At 72.6% G+C, this 16,076-nt stretch carries 16 protein-coding genes; 14 read left to right on the top strand and 2 right to left on the bottom strand.

Annotation, left to right across the window (positions count from 1 at the left end):
• The first annotated feature begins 142 nt into the window (after window positions 1–142).
• The 7 genes from ABD324_RS29640 to ABD324_RS29610 all read left to right on the top strand — a co-directional run bounded on the left by ABD324_RS29640 (window position 143) and on the right by ABD324_RS29610 (window position 6,624).
• Window positions 143–337 (top strand): DUF397 domain-containing protein, encoded by a 195-nt coding sequence (locus ABD324_RS29640; protein WP_425565935.1) that lies wholly within the window; start codon window positions 143–145, stop codon window positions 335–337.
• Between the two features lie 72 nt (window positions 338–409).
• Window positions 410–613 carry a DUF397 domain-containing protein gene (locus ABD324_RS29635; RefSeq protein WP_344424495.1) on the top strand — a complete coding sequence of 68 codons (204 nt, stop codon included), beginning with the start codon at window positions 410–412 and terminating at the stop codon, window positions 611–613.
• Window positions 614–809: 196 nt separating this feature from the next.
• Window positions 810–2,462: an ABC transporter substrate-binding protein gene (locus tag ABD324_RS29630; protein ID WP_344424492.1), complete on the top strand. Its 1,653-nt coding sequence runs from the start codon at window positions 810–812 to the stop codon at window positions 2,460–2,462.
• Window positions 2,463–2,563: 101 nt separating this feature from the next.
• Complete coding sequence (locus tag ABD324_RS29625) at window positions 2,564–3,568, top strand: ABC transporter permease (protein ID WP_344424489.1); 1,005 nt, start codon at window positions 2,564–2,566, stop codon at window positions 3,566–3,568.
• Entirely contained in the window at window positions 3,565–4,479 is a 915-nt protein-coding gene (locus ABD324_RS29620) for an ABC transporter permease (protein ID WP_344424486.1), read from the top strand. The genes ABD324_RS29625 and ABD324_RS29620 overlap by 4 nt, the downstream gene beginning before the upstream one ends.
• Window positions 4,480–4,555: 76 nt before the next feature.
• On the top strand, window positions 4,556–5,533 hold the full coding sequence (locus ABD324_RS29615) for an ABC transporter ATP-binding protein (protein ID WP_344424483.1): 978 nt from the start codon (window positions 4,556–4,558) through the stop codon (window positions 5,531–5,533).
• Window positions 5,530–6,624 carry an ABC transporter ATP-binding protein gene (locus ABD324_RS29610; protein WP_344424479.1) on the top strand — a complete coding sequence of 365 codons (1,095 nt, stop codon included), beginning with the start codon at window positions 5,530–5,532 and terminating at the stop codon, window positions 6,622–6,624. Before ABD324_RS29615 ends, ABD324_RS29610 begins: the two co-directional genes overlap by 4 nt.
• Before the next feature lie 49 nt (window positions 6,625–6,673).
• Here ABD324_RS29610 and ABD324_RS29605 read toward each other — a convergent pair whose 3' ends face one another.
• Window positions 6,674–7,270, bottom strand: coding sequence for a DedA family protein (locus ABD324_RS29605; protein ID WP_344424476.1), 597 nt, complete (start codon window positions 7,268–7,270; stop codon window positions 6,674–6,676).
• A gap of 205 nt (window positions 7,271–7,475) precedes the next feature.
• On the opposite strand from ABD324_RS29605, the gene ABD324_RS29600 reads away from it, so the two are divergent.
• Both ABD324_RS29600 and ABD324_RS29595 read left to right on the top strand, forming a co-directional pair.
• A complete protein-coding gene (locus ABD324_RS29600; protein WP_344424473.1) occupies window positions 7,476–8,042 on the top strand; it encodes an RNA polymerase sigma factor in 567 nt (188 codons plus the stop codon).
• Window positions 8,043–8,141: 99 nt separating this feature from the next.
• Entirely contained in the window at window positions 8,142–8,636 is a 495-nt protein-coding gene (locus tag ABD324_RS29595) for a hypothetical protein (protein WP_344424470.1), read from the top strand.
• A 44-nt stretch (window positions 8,637–8,680) separates the two neighbouring features.
• Here the strand turns inward: ABD324_RS29595 and ABD324_RS29590 are convergent, their stop codons facing one another.
• On the bottom strand, window positions 8,681–10,021 hold the full coding sequence (locus ABD324_RS29590) for a S8 family peptidase (protein ID WP_344424467.1): 1,341 nt from the start codon (window positions 10,019–10,021) through the stop codon (window positions 8,681–8,683).
• A gap of 124 nt (window positions 10,022–10,145) precedes the next feature.
• On the opposite strand from ABD324_RS29590, the gene ABD324_RS29585 reads away from it, so the two are divergent.
• The 5 genes from ABD324_RS29585 (at window position 10,146) to ABD324_RS29565 (ending at window position 16,060) form a co-directional block, all read left to right on the top strand.
• Complete coding sequence (locus ABD324_RS29585) at window positions 10,146–12,704, top strand: CHAT domain-containing protein (RefSeq protein WP_344424465.1); 2,559 nt, start codon at window positions 10,146–10,148, stop codon at window positions 12,702–12,704.
• 74 nt (window positions 12,705–12,778) lie between these two features.
• A complete protein-coding gene (locus tag ABD324_RS29580; protein WP_344424462.1) occupies window positions 12,779–13,231 on the top strand; it encodes a MarR family winged helix-turn-helix transcriptional regulator in 453 nt (150 codons plus the stop codon).
• Window positions 13,228–14,949: an MFS transporter gene (locus ABD324_RS29575; RefSeq protein ID WP_425565934.1), complete on the top strand. Its 1,722-nt coding sequence runs from the start codon at window positions 13,228–13,230 to the stop codon at window positions 14,947–14,949. The genes ABD324_RS29580 and ABD324_RS29575 overlap by 4 nt, the downstream gene beginning before the upstream one ends.
• Entirely contained in the window at window positions 14,946–15,512 is a 567-nt protein-coding gene (locus tag ABD324_RS29570; protein WP_344424459.1) for a cysteine hydrolase family protein, read from the top strand. Before ABD324_RS29575 ends, ABD324_RS29570 begins: the two co-directional genes overlap by 4 nt.
• Entirely contained in the window at window positions 15,512–16,060 is a 549-nt protein-coding gene (locus ABD324_RS29565; RefSeq protein WP_344424456.1) for a YbhB/YbcL family Raf kinase inhibitor-like protein, read from the top strand. The genes ABD324_RS29570 and ABD324_RS29565 overlap by 1 nt, the downstream gene beginning before the upstream one ends.
• Window positions 16,061–16,076 lie beyond the last annotated feature (16 nt).

The raw sequence follows: 16,076 nt of genomic DNA, 5'->3' as shown, positions 1-16,076 counted from the left end.
TCGTGTCCGATGCGCCGCTCGCAGCGAGGAGGGGCGTCGTTACCGAAATGCCGCCCCGACAGTGTGACTGTGCCTGGCCTGTCGGCAATCACGATGGTTGGATGCCGCAGTGATGACCCCTTACCTCGGCCCCTCTGTCGCCGTGGAGCCCGTGCTGCCGTCCGAGTTCACCCGAAGCAGCTTCTGCTCCATGGGGCAATGTGTCGAAGCGCGCTATACGGGGTCCGGGGTCGAGGTCAGGGATTCCAAGTCGCCCGGCACCGGTGCGCTCGCTTTCACGCCTGCCGAGTGGACCGCATTCGTCGCAGGTGTCAAGAACGGCGAGTTCGATATCTGACGATCACGCCTTCGTCGAGTAGCTCTACCGCCCTCCGGCCTCGTGATGCACCATGGGGTCGGAGGGTGATTGATGAGTGCGGAACCAGGGCCGGTGTACGTGCGCAGCAGCGCGTGCTCGATGGGCTCGTGTGTCGAGGTAACGCGTACCTCTGACGGCATGATCAGAATACGCAACAGCACGGAACCCGATCAGTCACTCCGATTCTCCCGCGAGGAGTGGAGCGCCTTCTTGGTCGGTGTGCGAGGCGGCGAGTTCGACTTCCCGGACGGTTGAGGTCGCTCGACCGGACCAGCGTCCGACTTGTCCGTCTCGTGACAGGCGGGGCGCAGGTTACGTCCTTCTTGGGCATTTAAGACTCACTTGAGGTAAGCGTCACTCAAACGTGATGCGAGAAGCTACCGGCGGGTAGCGGTAGTGACTAACGTCTCGCGGCATCGCTGAACCCCGACGACCTCGAGGTGTCATCCGAATGCCCACCACACGACGTCTGCTCGCCACCATCGCCGCTGGCGCGCTCGCCGTCTCGCTCGCTGCCTGCGCCACCTCCGACAGAGGTACCGGCGGCACGCAGGCCGGCGCGACCGGCGGGACGATGGTCTTCGGCGCCGCCGGCGCTCCGAAGAACTTCGATCCGATTTTCAACGACGACGGCGAGAGTTTCCGCCCGATCCGTCAGATGTACGACACGCTGATCACCTACAAGGCGGGGACGACCGACCTCGCGCCCGGCCTCGCGACGGCCTGGGAGTCGACGCCCGACGGCAAGCAGTGGACGTTCACGCTGCGCCAGGGCGTGAAGTTCTCGGACGGGACCCCGTTCGACGCGGCCGCGGTCTGCTTCAACTTCGATCGTTGGTCGAACATGTCCAGCGAGGCCGCGCAGAGCAACATGATCTATTACGCGGACGTCTTCGAGGGCTTCAAGGGCAAGGACGGGATCTACTCCGGCTGTCAGGCCAACGGGGACAAGGCCACGATCTCCCTGACGAAGTACAAGGGAGCGTTCCCGGCCGCGTTCGGCCTCACCAGCCTGTCGATCTCGAGCCCCACCGCGCTCAAGCAGTACGACGCGGACAACGTCACCCAGTCCGGCGACTCGTTCTCCTACCCGGCGTACGCTACGGCGCATCCGACCGGGACCGGCGCGTTCAAGTTCGAGAGCTACGACAAGACGGCCAACACGATCACCCTCGTCCGCAACGACGACTACTGGGGTGAGAAGGCCAAGCTCGACAAGCTCGTCTTCAAGATCATTCCGGACGAGAACGCGCGCAAGCAGGAGCTCGCCGCCGGCACGATCGACGGGTACGACTACCCGTCGCCCGCGGACTACAACTCGCTGAAGAGCGCGGGCCAGCAGGTACTGATCCGGCAGCCGTTCAACGTCCTCTACATGGGCATCAACACCAAGAACAACCCGGCGCTCAAGGACATCCGGGTGCGCCAGGCGCTCGCCTACGCGATCGACCGGAAGGCGCTCGTGCAGACCAAGCTGCCCGAGGGCGCCGAGGTCGCCACGCAGTTCATGCCCAAGACGGTCGCCGGGTACGCCGCCGACGTGCAGCAGTACCCGTACGACCCGGCCAAGGCCAAGCAGCTCCTTGCCGACGCCGGCGCGAGCAACCTGACGCTCAACTTCTACTACCCGACCGAGGTCACCCGGCCGTACATGCCGAACCCGACCGACATCTTCCAGCTGATCTCGGAGAACCTGAAGCAGGCCGGGATCACGGTCAACCCGGTGCCGCGGCCCTGGAACGGCGGCTTCAAGGACGACGTCCAGACCGCCGGCAAGCAGGACCTCCACCTGCTCGGCTGGACCGGCGACTACAACGACGCCGGCAACTTCATCGGCACGTTCTTCGGCCGGCAGAAGGCGGAGTTCGGCGCGGAGGACCCGGCGATGTACGCCGAGATCAACGCGGCGGACGCCGAGCCGGACCAGGCGAAGCACAAGGCGGCATACGAGCAGGCCAGCCGGGATCTCATGGCCAAGTACCTGCCCGCGGTGCCGATCAGCAGCAGCCCGCCCGCGATCGTCGTCTCCAAGAACATCCAGGGCCTGGTCCCCAGCCCCCTGACCGACGAGCGCTTCAACACGGTGAGCAAGACGCAGTCGTAACCACCGTCGTCCGCGTTATGGATCCATAACGCGCGGAATCGGCCTCCCTGGGCGCGTTATGGATCCATAACGCGCCCAGGGAGCGCTCGAAAGGCCTCTGCATGCTGCGGTTCGTGGTGCGGCGGTTGGTTCAGGTCGTTCCGACTCTCCTGTTGCTGTCGATCCTGTTGTTCGCCTGGCTGCGCTCGCTGCCGGGCGGGCCGGCGGCGGCGCTGCTGGGGGACAAGGCGACCCCGGAGAAGATCGCCGCCCTGAACACCGTCCTCGGGCTCGACCAGCCCATTCCCGTCCAGTACGTCAAGTTCCTCGGCCGCGCCCTGACCGGCGACTTCGGCAACTCGCTGATCACCGGCGACCCGGTGACGGCCGAGATCGCCCGCGCCCTGCCGGCGACGATCGAGCTGTCGGTCGCCGCGCTGCTCATCGCGGTGCTGCTCGGCATCCCGCTCGGGTACGTCGCCGCGCGCTACCGCGGCCGCCCGCTCGACACCTCCACGGTCATCGCGACGCTGGTCGGCGTCGCAGTCCCCGTGTTCTTCCTCGGCTACCTGCTCAAGCAGTGGTTCGCCGTGGACCTCGGTTGGTTCCCGCCCTCGGGCCGGCAGGCCGTGGGCATCGACGCCACCCACGTCACCGGGTTCGCGGTGCTCGACGGGCTCGTGACCAGGGAGTTCGACGCCTCGTGGGACGCCATCGTGCACGTCGTGCTGCCCGCGATCACGCTGGCCACGATCCCGCTCGCCGTGATCGTCCGGATCACGCGGGCCTCCGTGCTCGACGTCCTCGACTCCGACTTCGTGCGCACGGCGAACTCCAAGGGGCTCGCGCCGGGCACCGTGCGACAGCGGCACGTGCTGCGCAATGCCCTGCTCCCCGTCTCGACGACGATCGGTCTGCAGACCGGCCTGCTCCTCGCCGGCGCGGTGCTCACCGAGAAGGTCTTCGTGTGGGGCGGGCTGGGAACCCTTCTGGCCCAGGCGATCGAGAGACGTGACTATCCGCGGCTCCAGGCGGTGGTGCTGCTGGGGGCGCTGGTCTACGTGATCGTGAACCTCCTCGTGGACCTCTCGTACGCGATCATCGACCCGAGGGTGAGGGTCCGGTGACGGTTCTGGATCGGAAGAAGAAGCGGCTCGACGACCTCGGCGGGCGCTCCCTGTCCGCCGACGCCTTCGTCCGGTTGCGGCGCAACCCCGTCGCGATCGTCGGGGCCGTGATCATCACGCTGTTCGTGCTCGTCTCGATCTTCGCGCCGCTGATCGCGCCCCACAACGGCGCGGAGTCCTTCCCGGACCTGCAGCGCACGCTGCGGCCGGACTCCATCCCCGGCGCACTGCCCGGCTTCCCGCTGGGCTCGGACCAGAACGGCCGGGACTTCTTCTCGCGCATGGTCCTCGCGTCCCGGCAGACGCTGATCGTCGGCGTCGTCGCCACGCTCATCGGGCTCGTGTTCGGGGTGGTCATCGGGGCGCTGGCGGGGGCGTTCGGCGGGTGGGTGGACACCGTTCTCATGCGGGTGACGGACGTCCTGCTCTCCATCCCCTCGTTGCTGCTGGCGATCTCCATCGCCGCGTTGGCCGCCAAGCCCAGCCAGACGACGGTGATCATCGCGGTCGCGCTGGTGAGCGTGCCGGTGTTCGCGCGGCTGCTGCGGGGCTCGATGCTCGCGCAGCGGGAGTCCGACCACGTCCTCGCGGCGACGTCGCTGGGGGTGCGGCGGAGCGCGGTCGTGTTGCGGCACATGCTGCCCAACGCGATGGGGCCGGTCATCGTGCAGGCCACGCTGACGCTCGCGACCTCGATCCTCGACGCCGCCGCGCTGTCCTTCCTCGGGCTGGGCGACGGCGACCCGGCCCGCGCCGAATGGGGGCTCATGCTCGCCAACGCCCAGACCTACCTCGACGTCCGGCCCGCGCTGGCGTTCTACCCGGCGGTGGCGATCATCCTCGTCGCGCTCGGGTTCACGCTGCTCGGCGAGGCCCTGCGCGAGGCCCTCGACCCGAAGGGGCGGCGCTGACCATGAGCGAGCGTGCGAGCGAATCATCGACGCAGCGCCTGCGCGAAGCGCCGAGCCCGCGCAGCGGGGGAGAGCGATGAGTGCGCTCCTCGAGGTCGAGGACCTGAAGGTCGCCTTCACCCGGCGCGGCGAGCCGGACTCGCTCGCCGTCGACGGGGTGAGCTTCGACGTGAAGCCCGGCGAGATCGTCGGGCTGGTGGGGGAGTCGGGCTGCGGCAAGTCCGTGACCTCGCTGGCGGTCATGCGGTTGCTGCCGGAGCGCGGCAACCGGGTGCGGGGCTCGGTCCGGATGGACGGCGAGGACCTGCTCGCCCTGTCGGACCGGGAGATGCGCGAGCGCCGCGGCCGGGACCTCTCGATGATCTTCCAGGATCCGCTGAGCTCACTGAACCCGGTGATCTCGGTGGGGCTGCAGGTCACGGAGGTGCTCACGCGGCACCGCGGGATGAGCCGGAAGGCGGCGGAGAACGAGGCTGCGGACCTGCTCGACCGGGTCGGCATCCCGGACCCACGCCGGCGGCTCGACTCCTACCCGCACCAGATGTCCGGCGGCATGCGGCAGCGCGCGCTGATCGCGATCGCGCTGGCCTGCACCCCGCGGCTGCTGATCGCCGACGAGCCGACGACCGCCCTCGACGTCACCATCCAGGCCCAGATCCTCGACCTGCTCAAACAGCTCGTCGCGGAGACCGGCACCGCACTCGTCATGATCACGCACGATCTCGGCGTCGTCGCCGGGCTGTGCGACCGGGTCAACGTGCTCTACGGGGGACGGATCGTGGAGCGGGCGGAGCGGCACGAGCTGTTCCGGTCGCCGCGCCATCCCTACACGCACGGGCTGCTCGGCTCGATCCCGCGGCTCGACGGGGACCCGGGCGAGGACCTCGCCGCGATCCGGGGCTCGGTCAACGACAACCTGCCGTGGGACTCGGCGTGCGCCTTCGCGCCGCGCTGCCCGCGGGCGCTGGAGGTCTGCACGTCCGTGACACCCGAACCTGTCGACGACGGGCGGTTCCTGCGCTGCCACAACCCCGTTTCGGAGGGACCGGAGTGAGCCTGCTGGAGGTCGAGGACCTCGCCGTCCACTTTCCGATCACCCGTGGCGTGGTGATCAACAGGACCGTGGGGCACGTCTACGCGGTCGACGGGGTGTCGCTGAGCATCGAGCGCGGCGAGACGTACGGGCTGGTCGGGGAGTCGGGCTGCGGCAAGTCGACCCTGGGACGGGCGATCCTCAAGCTCACCGAGCCCACCCGCGGCGCCGTGCGTTTCGACGGGACGGACATCGCCGGTCTCAAGGGGGAGGAGCTGCGGCGGCAGCGGCGGCGCTTCCAGATGGTGTTCCAGGACCCGATGTCGTCGCTGGATCCGCGGCAGTCCGTGGAGTCGCTGCTGGCCGAGGGGATGAAGGCGCACGGGCTGACCGGCGGGCACGCCCGTCTGCAGGAGCTGGTCGACGCCGTCGGGTTGCCCAAGGGGGCCCTGCGCCGGTACCCGCACGAGTTCTCCGGCGGGCAGCGGCAGCGGATCGGGATCGCGCGGGCGCTGTGCGTGGAGCCGGACCTGATCGTGGCCGACGAGCCGGTGTCCGCGCTGGACGTGTCGGTGCAGGCCCAGGTGCTCAACCTGCTGTCCCGGCTGCAGCGCGAGCTGGGGCTGACGTACCTGGTGATCGCGCACGACCTGGCCGTCGTCCGGCACGTCAGCGACCGGGTGGGCGTGATGTACCTGGGCGGGATCGTGGAGGAGGCGCCGGCGACGGAGCTCTACACCGATCCGCAGCACCCGTACACGAAGGCGCTGCTCTCGGCCGTCCCCGTGCCGGATCCGGAGTCCGAGGACCAGCGCGAACGGATCCTGCTGGCGGGCGACCTGCCGTCGCCCGCGGCCCCGCCGGCCGGCTGCCGGTTCCACACCCGCTGCCCCTGGCGTCATAAGGAGCGGTGCGCGTCGGAGCGTCCTGAGCTGCGGCAACTCGAGGGAGCCGCGCCGGGGCACCGGGTGGCCTGCCACTTCGCCGAGGACATCCGCGCCGGCCTCATCCAGCCGCACGCGGTGGACGCGACGATGGTCGACGAGGCCGCGATCCTGGACATCGACGCCCCCGAGCACGCCACGAGCGTCACCGACATCCTCGGCCGCTGACCCCCTGTGAGTGGCAATAGTCGCCATAGCGACTATTGCCACTCACGAGCTAGACGGCGAGGGGGCAGGGTTCCTCGTGGTTCTCGGGCTCGCAGGCGCACTGGCGCGTGACCCGGCGCTTGGCCAGCAGGCCGATGACCAGGGCGGCCGGGACCGCGAGGGCGAGCCCGAACCACGGGTTCCCGGTGACCGTGGCACCGAGGTAGCCGAGGCCGAGGAAGACCGTCGACCAGATCAGCGCACCGACCGCGGAGGCCAGCACGACCGCCCGCAGCCGGAGCCGGAGCGCGCCGCACAGGATCGTGGCCACCACGACCCCGCACGGGACGAAGTACGACGGCGCGATCACCATCGGCCCGGACGCCAGGATCCGCGCCTCGAGCCACCGCACCGCCCGGGCCCCGGTCCTCAGCCGCGAGATCCGGCCGAGCAGCGCCGTCCCGGCACTGCGTCCGAGCGCGTACTTCGCGAGGTCGCTGGCCAGGGAACCGAGCGTGGTGGCCGCGATCGCCAGCGGCAGGAAGAGCCCGCCGGCACCGGCGACCGCACCGCCCGCGAGCAGCACGGGCTCGGCGGGAGCGAAGGGGACGGCGGACCAGAGGAAGAGGAACAGGTACACCGCGAGGGGAGCCACGGGCAGGACCACGGCCACGACGGTACGGGACCCTGCTGAGGGACACCTGAGCGATGACCCCTCTCACCCGGACAGCCGAAAACGGGTTGACGCGCGGTGAACGATGTCCCTCGTCCGCGCGTATCGGCGGTCACGGCCCCGCCTCTTCACCGGTATGGGAGAGGGTGTGCCGTGAGAGACGAGTCCGTTAAGTTGATCCCCGCCACGGTGAGTGACCGTGGTGGGGGAGGGCCGGGCGCGCGTGGAGCAGGGCGAGGTGGCCGACACCGTGCGCCGTGCCGCGGCGGGCGACGAGGCCGCATGGGCCGCGCTGGTCGACGCGTTCTCGTCGCTGGTCTGGTCGATCGGGCTGCGGTCCGGACTGAGCCGGGCGGACGCGGGCGAGGTCGTGCAGGCGACGTTCCTGCGGCTCGTCGAGAAGCTCGACCAGGTCCGCGAGCCGGAGCGGCTCGGTGGCTGGTTGGCGACGACCGCGCGCCGCGAGGCGTGGCGGGTGTCCCGGCAGGCGGCCAAGGAGCTGCCCACCGAGGAGGAGCCCGACTCGGACACCCCGGAACCGGGCCCCGAGGAGCGGGCGCTGGAGTCGGATCGCGCGCGGGTGCTGCGGGTGGCCTTCGGCCAGCTGTCGGACCGCTGTGCGCGGCTGCTGGAGCTGGTGGTGGTGCTGGCGCTGCCGTATGCGCAGGTCGCAGCGGTGCTGGACATCCCGGTGGGGAGCATCGGTCCCACCCGGGCCCGCTGCCTCGCCCGGCTGCGGGCGCTGCTGCCGGACGACGAGCCGTGAGGGACCGCTCTATGAGGGACCGCTCTATGAGGGACCGCTCTATGAGGGACCGCTCTGTGAGGGACCGCTCCGTGAGGGACTGCTCCGTGGGGGACTGCGATGAGTGAGCCCGGGAACCCGGCGGTGGGTTCCGGGGACGCCGCCGACCCCGCCGACGAGGCGCTCGCCCTGGAGCTGGCCGCGGCGCTGGCCGACCACCGGGCGCCCTCGGACGTCACGGCCGCGGCCAAGGCGCTCTTCACCTGGCGGACGGTCGACGCCGAGCTGGCCGCCCTCGTCTTCGACTCCCTCGTCGACGAGGAGGAGCTGCAGGTCCGGTCGGTCGCCGGCCCCCGGACCGTCGCGTTCGCCGCGGGCGACACCGAGATCGAGATCGAGATCGTGCCGGGGGCGGAGGGGCGCCGGCTCGTCGGGCAGACCGTCCCGGCCGCCGCGGCCGAGGTGGAGATCTCCGTCGACGGCCGGTCCTCGACGGCCGTCGTCGATCAGCTGGGCCGTTTCTCCGCGGACCTCCCGGTGACCCGGGTGCGGGTCGCCGTGGGACTCGTCCGCGCGGGCGAGCGGACCGTGCGGACCGCGCCGATCCTGCTCTGACCCGCGACGGCGGAGCCCGGATCCTGCCGGGCTCCGCCCACCGGTCAGGTGCCCGGCAGGATCCGCAGCGCGCGCCCGAAGTCCGGGCGCCGGACGCCGACGGCCGAGACCCGCTGCAGAGCCTCCGGAGCCGACAGGTTCTCGGCCAGCATCAGCCGCGCGATCAGCCCCGCGACCTGCGGCGCCGCGAACGAGGTGCCGCTCCACACCGCCCAGCCGGCGACCGGGAAGGTGTCCGGGTACGGGTCGATGATCGCGGACTCCTGGCCCTGCACGTAGGTCGAGACGATCCCCTCGCCGACGACCGACAGGTCCACCCAGAACCCGCGCGTGGACCACGGTGACCCCTGGCCCGTGGCGCTGAGCGCGGCCACCGACACGACCTGCCGGAACGCCGCCGGCCAGACCGGTCGCTCGTCGCCGTAGTTGCCGGCGGCCGCCACGACGACGACGTCGGCCGGGATCACCTCGAGCGCGACGTCGATGGCCACCGGCGGCTGGTCGTCGAGGGTCCGGGTGCCGAGCGACAGGTTGACGACCTTCGCGCCGTCCGCGGCCGCCTGCACGATCGCCTCGGCGACGGCGACCTCGCTGCCCATCCCGTCGGAGTTCAGCGCCTTGTAGACGCGGATCGGCGCCGCGGGCGCGACCTGCTGCACGACGCCCGCCACGAACGTGCCGTGACCGGCGGCGAAGTCGAGCTCCTGGTCGTCGCCGAAGACGTCGAGGAGGTCCTTGTTGCCGTCGTTCTGCAGGCCGGCGAGCCAGTCGTCCCCGCGACCCTCGGTGTTGACGCCGGTGTCGATCACCGCGACCAGCGGGTCGCCGCCGACCTGCGGCGGCGCGACCCGCGCGACGCCGTCGGTCGGCTCGGGGCCGCCCTGCCCCTTGGCCCACGGGCCCAGGGGGGTCAGGTGGTTCAGCGAGGCCGGGATGCCGCGGCTCTGCAGGACGAGCAGGACCTCGTCGAGGCGGTCGGGCTCGAGGCCCGGGTTCGCCCGGATGACCTTGACCCGGCCGCCGAGCGCGTCGACGGCGGCGGTGACGTCGAAACCGAGCTCCACCAGCAACTGGCGGGTGGCGTCGTCGAGGCGCTCGGCCCGCAGCAGGAGCTCGTTCGGGGTGGCGAGGACCTCGCGGTCGCCACGGCAGACGGCGTAGGCGGCCTGGCCGTCGTGCGGGCGGGCCGCGGCTCGCTGGTTGATCTCGCGCAGCAACGCGGCCTGGTAGGCCGCGGCGCCGGGCCCGGTGAAGAACCCCGCCTGGGCGCTGACGCCCACGCGGTCCTCGAGCCGCTGGTCCGCCGACCGCGGGTACGCGGTCCGGTCCTCCGGGACCGCGAACTCCCCGTCGTGCCAGAGGGGATCCTGATTACCCAGTCGCATCGATGCCTCCGCGCTCGAACCCTCGTTATCCTGCCTTGACCTCTCGGGCGGGCAGGCGGTGTCAATGAGTCAGGACGGATCCACCGATCTCCTGATACGTGCTGTCGCCCTCCATGCCGATGTCGTGGCGGATCCGCGGAGCGCCGGGCCGTCCGCGACCGGGCTCGTGGCCGAGGCCCGGCGGCAGGCGGTGGCGAGAGAACCGCTGGTCGTGGCCCTGCGCGCCCAGGCCGCCTACGAGCGTTCGCGGATGGCGCACGGCAGCGCGAAGCGGCTGCTGGACGAGGCGGCGCGGCTGGCCCGCGCGGCCGAGCTGTCCGGGCGGCTGCACGAGGTGCTGGTCTCGAGGGCGGTCGTGCAGCTCGAGCGCGGCCGCTTCGCCTCGGCCGCGCGGGACCTCGACGCCGCCGAACGGCTCGGTCCCGGGGACGACACGGAGCTGGATCTGCAACGGGCGTCCGTCCTCTACAACGTCGGGCGCCTCCGGGACGCCGCCCGCATCTGCCGCCGGATCCTCGCCGATCCGCGGAGCACCGTCGAGACCCAGGCCAAGATCGCGAACAACCTGGCGCTGCTGGAGGCGCAGCTCGGTCGCCCGGCCGCGGCCCTCGGCCTGCTCGACCGCGCCGACGAGCTGGCCGGACCCGCGCTCGCTGCGATCGTCGCCTGCAGCCGGGGCTGGGTGCTCGCCCGGGCCGGGCGGCTGGCGGAGAGCCTCCGCCAGTTCGACGACGCCGAGGTCCGGTACCGGGAGGTCGGGCTGCCGCTCGCCGAGCTGCATCTCGAGCAGCTCGACACCCTGCTCGACCTGCGCCTCACCGCGGAGGCGAGGGCACTGGCCGAGCGGGCCGGGGCCGCGTTCACCGCGCACGGCGTCGGGCTGATGGGGGCCGAGGCGCTGCTGCGGCTCGCGCAGGTCGCGGCCAGGTCGACGGAGCCGGAGGCGGCGCTCGATCCCGCGTCGCGCGCGGCGGCCGAGTTCCGGGCCCAGGGCCGGCCGGGGTGGGTCGCCCGCGCCGAGATCACCCGCGTCGGCGCCCTGGTGCGGGCGGGGCGGGTCGATCCGGCCGACCTGGCGGGTGCCCGGCGTGCGGTGCGCACCCTGGAGCGTGGCGGCCGGGGCGCGGACGTCGTCGACGCCCACCTGGTCGCCGGCCGGGCGGCCCTCGCCCTCGACCGGGCTCGCCCCGCGGCCGAGCACCTGGCGGCGGCCCGGGAGGCGAGCCGGCGTGGATCCGTGCTGGTCAGGCTGCAGGGCAGGGTCGCCGGTGCGCTCCGGGCGTCGATCGTGGGCGACGACGCGGGCGCGGTCCGGCACGCCCGCACCGGCCTGCTCGACCTGGCGCGGCACCGCGAGACGCTCGGATCCGTCGAGCTGCGGGCACTCGCCTCGGGGCACGGCGCCGAGCTCGGCCGGCTGGGGCTGCGGTCCCTCCTGCGGTCGGCGCCGCCGGCCGACGTGCTCCGCTGGATGGACCGCACGCGTGCCGCGGTGCTGCTGACCTCGGCCCCTCCCGCCGGGGGAGAGGTCGGGGAGGAGCTCTCGGCGCTGGCCGCCGTGCAGGGCGAGCTGGCCCAGCTCCGCCGGGACGGCGCGGACGAACCGCAGGCCCTGCTCGTCGAACAGGCGCAGCTGGAGGGCCGGATCCGGCGCGCGGCCTGGCGGCGCGGCTCGGAACCCGGCGCGCCCGGCGGAGCGAACCGGATCGGTGTCGCCGAGGTGCGGCGGCTGCTCGCGGGACGCCCGCTCGTCGCCTACGGCGCGAACGAGGGACAGGTCTTCGCGATCCGCCTCGGTGCGCACCGCGCGGTGCTGGTCCCGCTGGGCGATCGGTCGGAGATCCTCGTCGAGGCGGAGGCGTTGGGCACGGCCCTGCGGCGGCTCAGCCGGCCCGCGGGCGGGCGGCCGGCCACGCTCGCGGCGGCCTGGCGCAGCGCGCGGCACGCCCTCGACCGGTTGCGGGCGCTGCTCGTCGCGCCGCTCCGGCTGGATCCCGAGGCGCCGGTCGTCGTGCTCCCCGATCCGACCACGCGTGACGTGCCCTGGTCGGCACTGCACCCGGGTCCGGTGACGGCGGCCCCCTCGATGTCGTCGTGGGCGCGCTCGGCCGCCGCCGGACCGGGCGACGGGCCGACGGTGCTGGTAGCGGGCCCGGGCCTGCCCGGCGCGGTTCGGGAGGTCGAGGCGTTGTCGGCCCTCCACCCCGGTGCGGAGGTGCTCGTGCCACCCGTCGGCGGGGTCGAGCGGGTCACGCGGGCGCTCGCCGGGGCCGGCCTCGCGCATCTCGCGTGTCATGGCTACCTGCGTGCGGACAACCCGACCTTCTCCGCCGTCCGGCTCGCGGACGGCGACATGACCCTGCACCAGCTCGACCTGCTCGGCGCCGCGCCCCGCCGGGCGGTGCTCGCCGTCTGCGACTCGGCCAGCGGGGTCGCGGTCGAGGGCGACGAGGTGCTGGGCCTGATCAGCGCCCTGTTGGCGCGGGGCACCGCGGCGATCGGGGCGAGCGTCGCCCCTCTCGGCGACGCGGAGACGGTCGGCTTCTCGATCGACCTGCACCGCGCCCTGGCCGCGGGGGCCGGGATGGCGGAGGCGGTGCACACCGCCCGGACCGGTGTCGACGTGGACGACCCGCGGGGGTTCGTCCTGCACACCGCGTTCTCGGCCTACGGCGGCGGGTGACCGCGGAGCTGATGTGGTCGGCGTCTCGTTGCACCGAACAACCATAAGGCTGATTGATAAAGTAGCCTTACTACATGGACGAGCGAGATCCCGCTGAGGTCGCCGCCGCCCTGCTGGCGGGCGTCGGCACCCTGGTCCGGCGGGTCCGCCTGGTGCCCACGGGGGCCCTCTCGATGCCCCAGCGGGCCGCGCTGGCCGCGGTGGAGCGGTCCGGTCCCACCACGTCGGCCGCGCTGGCCCGCGAGATGCAGATCACGGCGCAGGCGATGGGGGCGACCCTCGGCGAGCTGGGGGAGGGCGGCCTGGTCGACCGCCGCAAGGACCCGGACGACGGGCGGCGCGTGGTCCTGACGATCACCGCGACCGGCCGCCAGGCCCTGCAGGACAAGCGGAACGGGAGGGTCGAGCTCCTCGCCCGGGCCCTGACCGGCGGCGCGTTCACCCCGGCCGAGCTGGAGCTGCTGGCCGCCGCGGCCCCGCTCCTCGAGCGGCTGGCCCAGGGAATCCCCGACGGGCCCCGGCGGTGACCGCCACGCGCGAGGCGCCCGCGGTCCGGGACCGCTACCGCTGGACCGCACTCACGAACACGACCGCCGCGGTCTTCATGTCCTCGTTGGACGGCTCGATCGTGCTGATCGCGCTGCCGGCGATCTTCGGCGGCATCCACCTGGACCCGCTGGCCCCGGGCAACTTCGCCTACCTCCTGTGGATGATCATGGGATACCGGCTGGTCCAGGCCGTCCTCGTGGTCACCGTGGGCCGGTTCGGGGACATGTACGGGCGGGTCCGGATCTACAACGCCGGGTTCGCGGTGTTCACCGTCGCCTCGATCCTGCTGTCCTTCGATCCCCTCGACGGCGGCCCCGCGGCGATGTGGCTGATCGGCTGGCGGGTGCTGCAGGCGGTCGGCGGGTCCATGCTGGCCGCGAACTCGGCGGCGATCCTCACGGACGCGTTCCCGGCCGAACAGCGCGGCTTCGCGTTGGGCGTCAACCAGGTCGCCGGGCTGGCCGGGCAGTTCATCGGCCTGGTCGCGGGCGGGCTGCTGGTCGTCTGGGACTGGCGCGCGGTGTTCTGGGTGAACGTCCCCGTCGGGCTGTTCTTCACGGTGTGGGCCTACCGCACCCTGCGCGAGACCGGCCGGCACAACGGCGGCCGGATCGACTGGTGGGGCAACACCACGTTCGCCGTGGGGCTCAGCGCGATCCTGGTCGCGATCACCTTCGGCCTGCAGCCCTACGACGGCCACACCATGGGCTGGACGAATCCCGTGGTCGACGTGCTGGTGGTGGGCGGGATGGTGCTCCTGCTGGTGTTCGTCCTCGTCGAGCAGCGCGTGAGCGCCCCGATGATCCAGCTGAGCCTGTTCCGGCGGCGAGCCTTCACCTTCGGCAACATCGCGGGCCTGGCCATCTCGATCGGACGCGGCGGGATGCAGTTCGTCCTGATCATCTGGCTGCAGGGCATCTGGCTGCCCCTGCACGGCTACGACTACGAGAGCACGCCGCTGTGGGCCGGCATCTTCATGCTGCCCCTGACCGCGGGCTTCCTCGCCGCGGGCCCGATCTCGGGGTACCTGTCGGACCGGATCGGCTCCCGGCTGCCGGCCACCACCGGCGCGCTGCTGTTCGGGGCCAGCTTCGTGGGCCTGATGCTCCTGCCGGTCGACTTCGGCTACTGGGCGTTCGCGCTGCTCATCGCGGTCAACGGGATCGCCAGCGGCATGTTCGCCTCGCCCAACTCCTCGTCGATCATGGGCAGCGTGCCCGCACCGCTGCGCGGGGTCGCCTCCGGCATGCGCTCGACCTTCCAGAACTCCGGCACCGCCGTGTCCATCGGGGTGTTCTTCTCGCTCATGATCGCCGGGTTGGCCGGCGAGCTCCCGCGCACGCTGACCGGCGGGCTGCAGGCGCAGGGCGTCCCGGCCGACGTCGCCGCCCAGATCGGGAACCTGCCGCCGGTCACGTCCCTGTTCGCCGCCCAGCTCGGCGTCAACCCGATCCAGCACCTGCTCGAGCCCAGCGGCGTCCTGGCCCACCTGACCGCGGCGCAGCAGCAGACCCTCACCGGGCGCGAGTTCTTCCCGACGCTGATCGCCGGGCCCTTCCACTCGGGCCTGGTCGTCGTGTTCGCGTTCGGCGCCGTCCTCGCCCTCGTCGCCGGCATCGCCTCCCTGCTGCGCGGGACCGCCGCGCCCCGCCCCCGGGTGGCCCCGTCGCCCGACCTCTCACCGGAGCACCCATGAGCCTGACGAGGATCGATCCCGTGTCCGCGCTCGTCCTGATCGACCTGCAGAAGGACCTCGTCCCGGGGCGCAGCGGGCCCGCCGGCCTCACCGTCGTGGAGCGGGCCGCGGACCTCGCCGCCGCGTTCCGCCGCCGCGGCCTGCCCGTCGTCCTGGTCACGGTCGCCGGTGGGCCCTTCGGGCGGACCGACCGCCGTCGGCCCGAGCGGGACACCATCCGCCCCGCCGGGCAGCCGGAGGTGGTCGACGAGCTCGACGCGCAGCCCTCCGACCATCGCGTCACCAAGCGGCGGCGCAGCGCCTTCCACGACACCGGCCTCGACACCCTGCTGCGGGACCTGGGCGTCACCCAGGTCGTGCTCGCCGGCGTCTCGACCAGCTCCGGGGTGGAGTCGACCGCGCGCTCGGCGTTCGACCACGGCTACCACGTCGTCCTCGCCACGGACGCCATGACCGACACCGACCCCGACGCGCACCGGCACAGCGTCGACCGCGTCTTCCCCAAGATCGCGGAGACCGCCACCACCGCCGAGATCGTCGGCGCGGTCGAGGGCGCTCGCTGATGCTGGGCCGGATCCTGAAGGGGCGCAGGGCGGGCGAGGAGCACCTGGCCTGGAACCTGCCGCAGCTGCGTGGGCCGGAGACCGTGGCCCTGACCAGCCGCGACTTCGGCGACGGCGGGGACATCCCGCCGGAGCACCACGCACGGCACGTCGGCGGCCGGGACGTCTCCCCGCACCTGGCGTGGACCGCGGTCCCCGCCGGCACCGCGCAGCTCCTGCTGGTCGTGGAGGACGTCGACATCCCGCTCGGCAGGCCCGCCGTGCACTGCCTCGCCCTCGTCGATCCGGCGGTGGGGCACCTGGATCCCGGTGCGCTGGGACGGCGGCACCCCGGGCCCGGGGTGCGGGTGCTGCGCTCCACCGTCGGGCGCGGCTACCACGGCCCGGGCCCGATCAAGGGCCACGGGCCGCACCGGTACGTCTTCCAGCTGTTCGCCCTCGGGAGCGCGCTGCCCGGTGCTCCCGACGCGAGACCCCGCGCGGTCCTGTCCGCCGTCGACGCGCCCGTCGTCGGCCGTGGGAGGCTCACTGGCGTCGTCGAACGCTGAGCCGCCCACGGAGCCG

The organism is Pseudonocardia ailaonensis (genome assembly GCF_039531635.1).
Classification (GTDB): Bacteria; Actinomycetota; Actinomycetes; order Mycobacteriales; family Pseudonocardiaceae; genus Pseudonocardia; species Pseudonocardia ailaonensis.
This window is presented reverse-complemented; position numbering and strand designations above follow the sequence as displayed.

Coding starts and splice junctions, on each gene's coding strand:
- ABD324_RS29635 (WP_344424495.1), top strand. CDS start 410: ATGAGTGCGGAACCAGGGCCGGTGTACGTGCGCAGCAGCGCGTGCTCG.
- ABD324_RS29630 (WP_344424492.1), top strand. CDS start 810: ATGCCCACCACACGACGTCTGCTCGCCACCATCGCCGCTGGCGCGCTC.
- ABD324_RS29625 (WP_344424489.1), top strand. CDS start 2,564: ATGCTGCGGTTCGTGGTGCGGCGGTTGGTTCAGGTCGTTCCGACTCTC.
- ABD324_RS29615 (WP_344424483.1), top strand. CDS start 4,556: ATGAGTGCGCTCCTCGAGGTCGAGGACCTGAAGGTCGCCTTCACCCGG.
- ABD324_RS29595 (WP_344424470.1), top strand. CDS start 8,142: ATGAGTGAGCCCGGGAACCCGGCGGTGGGTTCCGGGGACGCCGCCGAC.
- ABD324_RS29590 (WP_344424467.1), bottom strand. CDS start 10,021: ATGCGACTGGGTAATCAGGATCCCCTCTGGCACGACGGGGAGTTCGCG.
- ABD324_RS29580 (WP_344424462.1), top strand. CDS start 12,779: ATGGACGAGCGAGATCCCGCTGAGGTCGCCGCCGCCCTGCTGGCGGGC.
- ABD324_RS29570 (WP_344424459.1), top strand. CDS start 14,946: ATGAGCCTGACGAGGATCGATCCCGTGTCCGCGCTCGTCCTGATCGAC.
- ABD324_RS29565 (WP_344424456.1), top strand. CDS start 15,512: ATGCTGGGCCGGATCCTGAAGGGGCGCAGGGCGGGCGAGGAGCACCTG.